This window comes from Acinetobacter sp. PW68 (genome assembly GCF_020982655.1).
GTDB classification, from domain to species: domain Bacteria; phylum Pseudomonadota; class Gammaproteobacteria; order Pseudomonadales; family Moraxellaceae; genus Acinetobacter; species Acinetobacter towneri_A.
The window spans coordinates 154008-166839 of record NZ_JAHZSX010000001.1 but is presented as its reverse complement, the minus strand read 5'-3'; the positions used below and the strand labels follow the sequence as shown (position 1 = coordinate 166839).

Sequence of the window (12832 nt, the reverse complement as noted above, 5' to 3'; positions counted from 1 at the left end):
TAGATTGTGTAACTTTCACACAAAACAAGAAAAATAAAAATTCAACATTAGTCTAAAACCTTTTATTAATTATGGATTTATTATTATTTTAAAAACAATAAAATGTGATTATTCCTCTTAATATTTTCTTTCCCACATAAAAAAACACCCTCAACGTTAGTTGAGGGTGTTTGAATAATGAGCTGGCGATGACTTACTCTCACATGGGTAACCCCACACTACCATCAGCGCGAAGAGGTTTCACTTCTGAGTTCGGGAAGGGATCAGGTGGTTCACTCTTGCTATTGTCGCCAGCACAACTGTTATGGACTTGTTCGGGTCTTAGTTACATTGCTTTTGCTTGATGCTTTTGCATGTAATGCCTTACTTGGTTCCAAATGAGTTATTAACAGGTTGGCTATTGGGTCTGAAGTTTATTGTTTAGCGTTTACTAAATCAAGTTTTTGTTTGATCGTTAGATCAATATGAAATCAATTGATGCTTTATATACAACTGTTTGGGTGTTGTATAGTCAAGCCTCACGAGCAATTAGTATTGGTCAGCTTCACATATCGCTATGCTTCCACATCCAACCTATCAACGTCGTAGTCTTCAACGGCTCTTTAGGAGGCATAAAGCCTCGGGGAAATCTTATCTTGAGGTAGGCTTCCCGCTTAGATGCTTTCAGCGGTTATCCCTTCCGAACATAGCTACCCGGCGATGCGACTGGCGTCACAACCGGTACACCAGAGGTTCGTCCACTCTGGTCCTCTCGTACTAGGAGCAGGTCCTCTCAAATTTCCAGCGCCCACGGTAGATAGGGACCGAACTGTCTCACGACGTTCTAAACCCAGCTCGCGTACCTCTTTAAATGGCGAACAGCCATACCCTTGGGACCTGCTTCAGCCCCAGGATGAGATGAGCCGACATCGAGGTGCCAAACACCGCCGTCGATATGAACTCTTGGGCGGTATCAGCCTGTTATCCCCAGAGTACCTTTTATCCGTTGAGCGATGGTACCTTCCATACAGAACCACCGGATCACTAAGACCTACTTTCGTACCTGCTCGACTTGTGGGTCTCGCAGTTAAGCGCGCTTTTGCCTTTATACTCTACGCGTGATTTCCGACCACGCTGAGCGCACCTTCGTACTCCTCCGTTACTCTTTAGGAGGAGACCGCCCCAGTCAAACTACCCACCAGACATGGTCCTCGTCCCGGATAACGGGACAGAGTTAGAACCTCAACATTACCAGGGTGGTATTTCAAGGACGGCTCCACTCGGACTAGCGTCCAAGTTTCAAAGCCTCCCACCTATCCTACACAAGTAAGGTCAAAGTTCAATGTCAAGCTGCAGTAAAGGTTCACGGGGTCTTTCCGTCTAGCCGCGGGTACACCGCATCTTCACGGCGAATTCGATTTCACTGAGCCTCTGCTGGAGACAGCGCCGCCATCATTATGCCATTCGTGCAGGTCGGAACTTACCCGACAAGGAATTTCGCTACCTTAGGACCGTTATAGTTACGGCCGCCGTTTACTGGGGCTTCGATCAAGAGCTTCGCTTACGCTAACCCCATCAATTAACCTTCCAGCACCGGGCAGGCATCACACCCTATACGTCCACTTTCGTGTTTGCAGAGTGCTATGTTTTTAATAAACAGTTGCAGCGGTACTGGTTTCTGAGGCTGTCAACCGCTCAGGGAGCAAGTCCCATCACCGTCAACAGCGTACCTTCTCCCGAAGTTACGGTACCATTTTGCCTAGTTCCTTCAGCAGAGTTCTCTCAAGCGCTTTGGTCTACTCGACCTGACCACCTGTGTCGGTTTCGGGTACGATTCCAGTGTAACTGAAGCTTAGAGACTTTTCCTGGAAGCAGGGTATCAGCCACTTCACTGTACAAGTACAGCTTGCTATCAGATCTCAGCATAGAGCACCCCGGATTTGCCTAAGATGCATGCCTACTTCCTTTCACCTGGACTACCAACGCCAGGCTGACTTAACCTTCTCCGTCCTCTCATCGCATTACACTGAAGTATTGGAATATTAACCAATTTCCCATCGACTACGCCTCTCTACTCGCCTTAGGGGTCGACTCACCCAGCCCCGATTAACGTTGGACTGGAACCCTTGGTCTTTCAGCGAACGGGTTTTTCACCCGTTTTGTCGTTACTCACGTCAGCATTCGCACTTCTGATACCTCCAGCATACTTCTCAATACACCTTCTTCGGCTTACAGAACGCTCCCCTACCACGCATAATAAATTATGCATCCGCAGCTTCGGCACATAGTTTTAGCCCCGTTACATCTTCCGCGCATACCGACTCGACTAGTGAGCTATTACGCTTTCTTTAAAGGGTGGCTGCTTCTAAGCCAACCTCCTAGCTGTCTATGCCTTCCCACATCGTTTCCCACTTAACTATGATTTTGGGTACTTTAGCTGGCGGTCTGGATTGTTTTCCTCTTGACTACGGACGTTAGCACCCGCAGTCTGTCTCCCGGATAGTACTCATTGGTATTCGGAGTTTGCATCGGTTTGGTAAGTCGGGATGACCCCTAGCCGAAACAGTGCTCTACCCCCAATGGTATTCGTCCGAGGCGCTACCTAAATAGCTTTCGGGGAGAACCAGCTATCACCGAGTTTGATTAGCCTTTCACCCCTATCCACAAGTCATCCCCTGGCTTTTCAACGACAGTGGGTTCGGTCCTCCAGTTAGTGTTACCCAACCTTCAACCTGCTCATGGATAGATCACCCGGTTTCGGGTCTATACCCAGCAACTATACGCCCTATTAAGACTCGATTTCTCTACGGCTCCCCTATTCGGTTAACCTCGCTACTGAATATAAGTCGCTGACCCATTATACAAAAGGTACGCAGTCACCGAACAAGTCGGCTCCCACTGCTTGTATGCATGCGGTTTCAGGATCTATTTCACTCCCCTCACAGGGGTTCTTTTCGCCTTTCCCTCACGGTACTGGTTCACTATCGGTCAGTCAGGAGTATTTAGCCTTGGAGGATGGTCCCCCCATATTCAGACAAGGTTTCACGTGCCTCGCCCTACTCGTCATCATTATGTGTGCCCTTTCGTGTACAGGACTATCACCCACTATGGTTGCACTTCCCAGAGCATTCCACTAAAACACACATAACTTAATGGGCTTTTCCCCTTTCGCTCGCCGCTACTGAGGGAATCTCAATTGATTTCTTTTCCTAAGGGTACTGAGATGTTTCACTTCCCCTCGTTCGCCTTGCAACACTATGTATTCATGTTGCAATACCTACCTTAAGGTAGGTGGGTTCCCCCATTCAGATATCTCCGGATCAAAGGATATTTGCCGCCTCCCCGGAGCTTTTCGCAGGCTATCACGTCTTTCTTCGCCTCTGACTGCCAAGGCATCCACCACATGCACTTAATTACTTGACTATACAACCCCAAACAGTCGTTAATCCCTACAAGTAGGATTAAGACAATTAAATAAATAATCTATGATCTATTTAATCTACAGTTCAAAGTCTCGTGCACTTAAGCACCGTACAGCTTCAATCTAAATTCATATACCAAAACGCTTGATTCAGTTAATTTGCTAGTGCTCATTTCAATTCGTAATTAAACCGTAACAACAAAGCATTACTGTCAATCTTAAATGAAATGAGTTGAACAATTTATTTCAGACTCAATTTTTGCCAATCTGTTAATGATTCACTGCATCCTCGTCGGACTGCAGTCAACTGTGATAAATCACAGAACTTAATAAACCACCAAATTTATTCATTCGATCTTTTATTAAGTTCTGCAATCTTTAGCTTATTCCCGCACTTAATAAGTACGTGGTGGAGACTAGGAGAGTCGAACTCCTGACCTCCTGCGTGCAAAGCAGGCGCTCTACCAACTAAGCTAAGTCCCCAGCTTATCATCTGTGATTCGATGTATCAGATTATAGCCTGCGCACTCACTCACGTTCGTTTGCCTTGCGCTTCGCCTTAAAGCAGTGCTTTAAGTCTTGCTCATGGTGGGTCTGACAAGACTTGAACTTGTGACCCCACGCTTATCAAGCGTGTGCTCTAACCAACTGAGCTACAGACCCTCAGATACATCAATGAAGAACAACTTGTTGTGGATTCTTACCAATCATCAATCTTTCGTTAAGGAGGTGATCCAGCCGCAGGTTCCCCTACGGCTACCTTGTTACGACTTCACCCCAGTCATCTACCACACCGTGGTAAGCGTCCTCCTTGCGGTTAGACTACCTACTTCTGGTGCAACAAACTCCCATGGTGTGACGGGCGGTGTGTACAAAGGCCGGGAACGTATTCACCGCGGCATTCTGATCCGCGATTACTAGCGATTCCGACTTCACGCAGTCGAGTTGCAGACTGCGATCCGGACTACGATCGGCTTTTTGAGATTAGCATCACATCGCTGTGTAGCAACCCTTTGTACCGACCATTGTAGCACGTGTGTAGCCCCTACCGTAAGAGTATGATGACTTGACGTCGTCCCCGCCTTCCTCCAGTTTGTCACTGGCAGTATCCTTAAAGTTCCCATCCGAAATGCTGGCAAGTAAGGAAAAGGGTTGCGCTCGTTGCGGGACTTAACCCAACATCTCACGACACGAGCTGACGACAGCCATGCAGCACCTGTATGTAGATTCCCGAAGGCACCAATCCATCTCTGGAAAGTCTCTACTATGTCAAAGCCAGGTAAGGTTCTTCGCGTTGCATCGAATTAAACCACATGCTCCACCGCTTGTGCGGTACCCCGTCAATTCATTTGAGTTTTAGTCTTGCGACCGTACTCCCCAGGCGGTCTACTTATCGCGTTAGCTGCGCCACTAAAGGATCAAATCCCCCAACGGCTAGTAGACATCGTTTACGGCATGGACTACCAGGGTATCTAATCCTGTTTGCTCCCCATGCTTTCGCACCTCAGTGTCAGTATTGGTACCAGATGGCTGCCTTCGCCATCGGTATTCCTCCAGATCTCTACGCATTTCACCGCTACACCTGGAATTCTACCATCCTCTCCCATACTCTAGCTAACCAGTATCGAATGCAATTCCCAAGTTAAGCTCGGGGATTTCACATTTGACTTAATTAACCACCTACGCGCGCTTTACGCCCAGTAAATCCGATTAACGCTCGCACCCTCTGTATTACCGCGGCTGCTGGCACAGAGTTAGCCGGTGCTTATTCTGCGAGTAACGTCCACTTATCCCAGGTATTAACCAGGTAAGCCTCCTCCTCGCTTAAAGTGCTTTACAACCAAAAAGGCCTTCTTCACACACGCGGCATGGCTGGATCAGGGTTCCCCCCATTGTCCAATATTCCCCACTGCTGCCTCCCGTAGGAGTCTACCGTGTCTCAGTCCCAGTGTGGCGGATCATCCTCTCAGACCCGCTACAGATCGTCGCCTTGGGTAGGCCTTTACCCCACCAACTAGCTAATCCGACTTAGGCTCATCTATTAGCGCAAGGTCACAAGTGATCCCCTGCTTTCTCCCGTAGGACGTATGCGGTATTAGCATCCCTTTCGGAATGTTGTCCCCCACTAATAGGCAGATTCCTAAGCTTTACTCACCCGTCCGCCGCTAGCTCAGTTACCGAAGTAACCTCGCCCGCTCGACTTGCATGTGTTAAGCCTGCCGCCAGCGTTCAATCTGAGCCATGATCAAACTCTTCAGTTAAAATCATTTTGAAGTTTTAATCTAAACTTCCAAATCTGGCTCATCAATTTTCTGACTTAAATTTCGCTCAAATAAACTTCGAGTAATTTAAACCAATCAATCAATGAAATAATTTCGATCAATCAATCAGTAAAAATCCACACAAGTTGTTCTTCATAATCTCTTAATGATCTTCTCAACGCTTCGTCAGCATCAAGCTAGGTCGGCTATATTACGCTTTATTTCTAAAGTGTCAACTGGTAATTTAAATTATTTTAAACTTACTTTCTAAAACCCAACCCAATCAATTTCAATCAAGTCATTGTTTTATCAGAAGTTTTAATCTGCATCACCGCCGATCGATGTGCATTATAGGACAATTATTTTAACGTGCAACACTTTTTTCAAAAGAAATATATCGGGTGTTTATTTTATAAACCCAAAAACATATAAGCTACTGTTTTATCTTATAAATTTATTTTAAGAAAAATCTACTTAATTTTTTAAAACACAAACCTCAAATATAACTCAATGTTTTATATATAATTATTCTTATAAAAAGCAAAAAGCAGAGCCGAAGCCCTGCTTTTGGTTTAAATAAAGTCCAAATTAGAACTTCATACTGATACGCGCCCAGTAGTTACGACCAATATTGTTAAATTGCTCATTCGCAGCAAAACCCAAACCTGCATTACCCATTTTGTTTAAATGCTCGCTATAAGTTTTATCTAGTACGTTATCAACACCCACAGACACATCAACACCTTTACTTAGGTTATAGCTGCCGTTTAAAGATAATATACCAAAACCACTACTCTCTTTCACATCATAGCCCACGATATTACCTTCACGTTCACTGATACGACTTTGACCATCCACCACACGTAATAATGCGCCTAAAGTATATTTATCCTGAACATAGCGCAGGTTTAAACGCCCTTCCAAAGGTGAAATTTGTGGTAACGGCGTATTGTTTGTGGTGTTTTCACCCCACGCATACATAGCACTCACATCTGCCTGTAAGGCATCAGTAAATTGATAACCTATACCAACTTCTGTACCTGCAATGGTGGCATCTACATTTCGCGTTTCAGCTTTATTGTTTTCATTGTACTTGGTCAAGATAAAATCTTGAACCAAACCTGCATAAGCCGATGCCCAAGAACTGAATGCGCCATGTTCATGTTGATAACCCAAATCAAGCTGAAGTGTTTTTTCAGTATCAATACTCTTAAAGGTATTGTCACTACCATTACCTTTAACAGGGCTAAACAATTCCCAATAATCCGGCATACGCTCTACATAACCCAAACCGACATACGTTTTGGCATCATGGTGCGGATGTTGATTTTCCAAACGAATAAAACCGCTTGGTAAGGTTTCTTTACGTTGTTGAGCCGTTTGTACTGCGTCTACTTCGACCTGATCAACACGCACACCTGTAACCAACTTATTATTATCGTTGAGTTGATAGCTCAACTCACCAAAACCACCATAAGACTGAAACTCCATATCTGTTTTAACAGGTGAGTTCATACCTGGCATGGTTGCAGAATACATCCCTTTGCCATGTTTATTATTCTGGCTATCCACACCGGTAATAAACTGCAACTTGTCCCATTCATGAGTGACGGCCATTCGGGCATTTAAAGTACGGCGAGTCACATTCATGGCAGATTTAGCTTCTACCAGCTCTTTAGTCATGTGGTGTTCTGCCATTCCCACTTTACGCAGACTATAATTGTCCATCACGTGATCATTAAAGCTATAGTTCACCTGTGCTTCAATTTTCTTAATCACATCGGTGATGTTTTTCTTTTCTACACGTAAACCCAAACTTTCGCGATCAAATTCAGAACCATCCATCATGCGGCCTGCATAAACCACTTCGGCATCACCACGACCACCTGTCAGCTCAAGCCAAGTATTTTCATCGGGTGTCCAACCTAAAGCGACATCGGCATTCCAACGCTCCCAATCCGAAGGAACAGTTGTACCATTGCCATCTTTATAGCTATCAGCCACAGAACGGTTAGCATTTAAACGAATATATTTCTGCGCATCGCCCGCGGCTGCTTCAATATTATGATCCAAACGACCAAATGAACCCATCAAAACACTGGCTTGCCCACGATAGTTTTGACCTTTACCAAATTGTTCAGGCTTACGCTCAAACAATACCGTTGCTGCCGAACCCGTGTTGGCATATTGCACAGTTTGCGGACCTTTAATCACGGTAATTTCATCAAAACTTTCTGGTGAAATATAAGAGGTTGGCGAATCCATACGGCTAGGACATGCGCCCAAGTTTTCAGAACCATCGGTTAAAATTTTAATACGTGAACCAAACATGCCACGGAAGGTCACATCACCATTGGTACCTGCACCACTGTTCACTGCACTAAAACCGACAATACTTTGTAAATAATCTGCACCATCTGTGGCTGGAATAGGCTGAATAGGTTGTTTTGGATTGGCACGTACCACCAGACCGTTGGCATCATTACCCTGCTGTGCAGTCGCAACAATTGGGGCAAGACTGTGCGCATTGGCAGTCAAAACGGTTTGATCGGCAAACGTACTTGCTGAATAGCAGGCAACACAAACTGCAGCCGCAACAGGCTGTAATAAAAATTTAGGCTGAGCCATTTTATTTCTCACTTAAAGCATAAATACAGTTAGGGTCAAAATAGACCCAAAAAAATCTTGAATTTATGCAAAGTGAGGCGGGGCACGTCCTTGCGGAAGTAAAAAGAGTTGCTGAAGTGCAAACCAAACGTGTTGAAAACGTTTTTGGAATGCCAAAAGGCGCACTTGAATACGATCAAGCACTTCTTTCAGCTCTAATTCAGGTGGTAGGACTAAATTGCCATATACCGTACAGTACTGACATTGATGTGAAGCATCGTGATGATGATGTTCGTTTTGTATCGTATCTTGTTGATCTGTTTGTAGATGTGAGCTATGCACATCATGATCCACAGCAGCCATTGTTTTGTGTGGCAATAAAAGTGCACGCGTGATGGTTTCACAGACTGGGGCAATTTGGTATTGCTCAGGCAGCAAAGGCTGTAAAAATACAGCAATCTGTAAAAAAACTGCAATAAATGAAAGCAGTAAACCACTACGCAACAACGAACGATCTATCCTGAATTTGTATGGCACAAGTATAACAAAGCCTAATCGAAATTGGGCCGATTTTTGGGCTTTGGTCTAAACTTGTGCCTCAAGCCTTCTTGATTGGTCTACGTTTTAACGCTTAACCGCGACTTTTTCTTTCTGGCGCTGACGCACTATTTTTTCAACTTTTTCGCGGGCGCGCTGACGTTTGAGCGGCGATAAATAATCGACAAATAATTTGCCATTTAAGTGATCCATTTCATGTTGAATACAAACAGCGAGAAGTTCATCCGCTTCTAGCGTAAAGGATTGACCCTCAAGGTTAATCGCTTCAATTTTTACGCGTGACGGACGCTCAACTTTGTCGTATATTTGAGGCACTGACAAACACCCTTCTTCATACGGTTGGGTCTCTTCAGTCAATGGGGTAACTTTGGGGTTAATGAAGACCATGGGTTGATCTTTATTTTCAGATAAATCCATGACTATCAGCTGAATATGATGATCGACCTGCGTTGCAGCCAGACCAATTCCGGGTGCGGCATACATCGTTTCAAACATATCTGCTGCAAGCTGACGAATCTCGTCGGTGACTTCTTCGACTGGTTTTGCAATGGTACGCAGACGGGGATCCGGGAAACTTAAAATAGGTAATAAGGCCATGGGACATCCTCACTTATGCCATTGATCAAAAAACCGAATGAAGGAATGCTTCATCAAAAAAATGTGTGTAAGATCGTTATTATAACGCAACTACATACATAATTTTAGGAATTATGATAATGAAAAAGGTTTTGACAGACACATCCTCTTTTCGTGTCTTGGGGTTTAAAAAGCAAGTTTTAGCACTCGCAGTATGTCTCACAGTGGGACTTAGTGCGATCAGTGTGGCTGAAGCAGCACCTGCACGAAACATCAATCCGCCTGCCTTAAAAGCCAGCGCACCAAATGTGTATGTGGTAAAAAAAGGCGATACCTTATGGGATATTTCCAAAAAATTCCTGAACAATCCATTACGTTGGCCTGAAATTTGGGCAAGTAACCGTCACGTAAAAAATCCTCACTGGATTTTCCCGGGTGACCGTTTATTGATGTGTACCTATGAAGGTCGTCCAATTATTGGTAAAGATGAAGGCGATGGTTGTGAAGGTATTATCCGTCGTTATGCAGGCAAGAGCACCAATTTACAACCACAAATTCGAGTGGAATCTTTAAATAATACCATTCCTGTGATTCCACTTGACTATATCAAACACTGGTTAGAGCGCAGCAGCATTATTGCCGCAAATGCGTTACAAGGTACACCGTATATTTTAGGTACTTCTGATCAGCGTGTTTTAGCCGCTAAAGGTCAAAGTGTGTATGCACGTGGTGCAGGTCTGGAAGTAGGTCAACGCTACGGGGTATATCGTGAAGGTGAGCCGTACATGCTAATCGATGCCAATGGTCAAAAATTCAATGCAGGCATTGAGCTCACCCAAGTTGCTGCAGGGATTGCAGTACGTGGCGAAAATGACATCACCACACTTGAATTGACCGATACCTACAATGCCGAAGTGCGTCGTGGTGATCGTGTCTTACCAATTTATGACCCAATGTTGCCAACCCTGTTCTATCCAACGCATGCTGAAAATGTCAGCGCAGGTGGGCAAGTGCTACGCGTGATGGGCTCGATTGGTACCGCAGCAAAACACAGTGTTGTGGCGATTGATCGCGGTACATTACATGGCGTGCAATCTGGTTATGTCTTTAGCGTAACGCAAAAAGGCGAAGTGGTCACCGACCCGAAAACCAAAGAGCGTGTTCAGCTTCCAGGCGAACGCATTGGCAATATCATGGTCTTCAAGAGCTTTGACCACATTAGCTATGCATATGTCTTAGACAGCGAATTGCCTATTAAAGTCGGTGCTAGCCTACAAGCACCGCGTATGGATGACTAAAACGGTTTGAGATGGTGATGTTGAATTCATTCAGCCCACAGCAAATCAACTCCATTTTATTGTGGTATTTGGTTCAACATTCATTGTCCAGTTTTTCCAAACTCGTACAACATTATGGTTCCGTGGCTGCCGCAGTGCAGCCCGAACACCTCCTCACGTGGTCAGATGTGCGCATTCATGCCAACCATCTACAACGTGCCAAAGAATATCTTAGCCCTACAGGGCAGCTTGCCTTTGAACAATGTCTGAATCAACTGCAACAGCAGTGCGATTTTGTTTTAACTCTGGATGATGCTGACTATCCGAATCAGTTACGCCCCTATACCAACAGGCCACCCATTTTATTTGGACAAGGCAATGCACAGGCTTTGTTGCAAGCGCAAATTGCAATTGTCGGCAGTCGTAAAGCCAGCCCGCATGGTCGACAAGTGGCTTATGATTTTGCTTACTATTTAAGTGAACAAGGGTTCTTTATCAATAGCGGTTTGGCACAAGGTATTGATGAGGCCGCGCATCAAGGCGCTTTGCAACATCAACGTACTATTGCAGTCATGGGCACAGGTTTGGACAGCACTTATCCAAGTGCACATCACAGCCTGCGCCAACAGATTGTGGAATGTGGTGGTGCCGTAATTACGGAGTTCTTACCGCACACCAAACCCTTACAGCAACATTTCCCACGACGCAACCGTATTGTCAGTGGACTCAGTTTAGGTGTGATAGTTGCTGAAGCCAGCTTAAATAGTGGCTCACTGATTACCGCAAAATTGGCAGCAGAGCAAGGCAAATTGATATTTGCCATTCCTGGACATATTTATAGTGAATTTCATCAAGGTTGCCATCAATTAATTCGTGAAGGTGCAATTTTGGTCGACCATCCTGAACAAGTGATTGAGGATTTAGCCCTGCCAACCCAATGGCAATATCAACAAAACCAAATTGTGACAAACCCCAATCAGGTCACAGCAGTATCGACAGAAACAGAATCTCCTAGACCACCAACTGAAACAGCGCTTCTAAGCACCACTACAAAAACAACCGATACAACTACGCCGCACATTCCCGAGCATTTATTGACGCTGTATCAACAACTGGATTGGGTCGGACAAAGCATCGACTACTTGGCACAGCAACTAAATTTAGATATTGCCACACTCACCAGCGCATTAATGGAACTGGAACTCATGGGCTTCTGTTTACAACAATCAGGTTTATATCTGCGTTGTCGTCCCCACAAATAAGGTTCACAATAAGCGCCTATTTTCACGTTTCTGTTTAGGTAAAACTCCCATGATTACAACCTCTGTCACCGAAGCCGCTGCATGTCTACTACAAGGACAGGTACTGGCCTATCCTACAGAGGCCGTTTGGGGATTGGGATGTGATCCATATAATCAACAGGCATTTTTGGAAATTCTACGCCTGAAACAGCGCCCGATTGAAAAAGGTGTGATTTTGCTGGCAGGACATCTATCACAAGTGGAGCATTTGCTGCAGGATTTAACCCCAGAAATGCGAGATCGCGTGATTGCATCATGGACGAATACTCATCCTACAGATCGAGCGACCACTTGGTTATTACCCAGCACAGCCGCAATTCCAGAGTGGATTACAGGTCAACACCCCAAAGTGGCAGTGCGCGTAACCAATCATCCTTTATGTATGGCGCTATGCCATGCCTTTGATGGCTTTATTGTATCGACCAGTGCCAATCCTGCGGGACTGGACCCTGCACGCTCTTTGCAAGAAGCAACACAATATTTCCAACAACAATTGCACTACTTAAATGGTGATTTAGGTTTAAGCCAGCAACCCAGCCGTATTTTAGATGCAGAGACTGGGACAGTGATTCGCGCCTAGCTTTAGACAAATTTTAGATAAAAAAAAGCTCAACCATATAGGGATGGTTGAGCATAAAAAGGATGTGTATAAAAACACATCCAGAGGGTTTGAAAATCTTGCTGTTAATGATAACTCACTGATTATGAAAAACAGTAGGTCATTTCCAGTACGTGAATTATGGAGTATTTTAGTCGACTATACAAATAGATTTTTCCTATTAATCCAAGACAAATATTCGATGAAAGATTCATCTTTTTTTCTTAACAATTTAAATTATCTTACTATTTTTA

Annotated in this window: 6 protein-coding genes, 2 tRNA genes and 3 rRNA genes; 3 read left to right on the top strand and 8 right to left on the bottom strand. The window is 44.7% G+C overall.

Features of this window, described 5'->3' with window-relative positions:
- Window positions 1-180: 180 nt before the first annotated feature.
- The 8 genes from rrf to def form a co-directional block, all read right to left on the bottom strand.
- Window positions 181-295 (bottom strand): 5S ribosomal RNA (rrf, locus tag K1T76_RS00710).
- Between the two features lie 212 nt (window positions 296-507).
- A 23S ribosomal RNA gene (locus K1T76_RS00705) occupies window positions 508-3402 on the bottom strand.
- A 405-nt stretch (window positions 3403-3807) separates the two neighbouring features.
- Window positions 3808-3883 (bottom strand) — tRNA-Ala (locus K1T76_RS00700).
- A gap of 103 nt (window positions 3884-3986) precedes the next feature.
- A tRNA-Ile gene (locus tag K1T76_RS00695) sits at window positions 3987-4063 on the bottom strand.
- 59 nt (window positions 4064-4122) lie between these two features.
- Window positions 4123-5661, bottom strand: a 16S ribosomal RNA gene (locus tag K1T76_RS00690).
- Together the 16S, 23S and 5S rRNA genes with 2 tRNA genes alongside form the textbook arrangement of a ribosomal RNA operon.
- 588 nt (window positions 5662-6249) lie before the next feature.
- Window positions 6250-8289, bottom strand: a complete 2040-nt coding sequence (locus K1T76_RS00685) for a TonB-dependent copper receptor (RefSeq protein ID WP_019837184.1) — start codon at window positions 8287-8289, stop codon at window positions 6250-6252.
- A 63-nt stretch (window positions 8290-8352) separates the two neighbouring features.
- Window positions 8353-8775, bottom strand: a complete 423-nt coding sequence (locus tag K1T76_RS00680) for a DUF2946 family protein (protein ID WP_442780690.1) — start codon at window positions 8773-8775, stop codon at window positions 8353-8355.
- A gap of 117 nt (window positions 8776-8892) precedes the next feature.
- On the bottom strand, window positions 8893-9423 hold the full coding sequence (def, locus tag K1T76_RS00675; RefSeq protein WP_019837182.1) for a peptide deformylase: 531 nt from the start codon (window positions 9421-9423) through the stop codon (window positions 8893-8895).
- A gap of 119 nt (window positions 9424-9542) precedes the next feature.
- Between def and K1T76_RS00670 the strand changes: the two genes are divergently transcribed.
- The 3 genes from K1T76_RS00670 to K1T76_RS00660 are packed head-to-tail and all read left to right on the top strand — an operon-like array spanning window position 9543 to window position 12560.
- On the top strand, window positions 9543-10700 hold the full coding sequence (locus K1T76_RS00670; protein WP_230243802.1) for a LysM peptidoglycan-binding domain-containing protein: 1158 nt from the start codon (window positions 9543-9545) through the stop codon (window positions 10698-10700).
- Window positions 10701-10717: 17 nt separating this feature from the next.
- Entirely contained in the window at window positions 10718-11941 is a 1224-nt protein-coding gene (dprA, locus tag K1T76_RS00665; protein ID WP_230243800.1) for a DNA-processing protein DprA, read from the top strand.
- Between the two features lie 49 nt (window positions 11942-11990).
- A complete protein-coding gene (locus K1T76_RS00660; protein WP_019837179.1) occupies window positions 11991-12560 on the top strand; it encodes an L-threonylcarbamoyladenylate synthase in 570 nt (189 codons plus the stop codon).
- Window positions 12561-12832 lie beyond the last annotated feature (272 nt).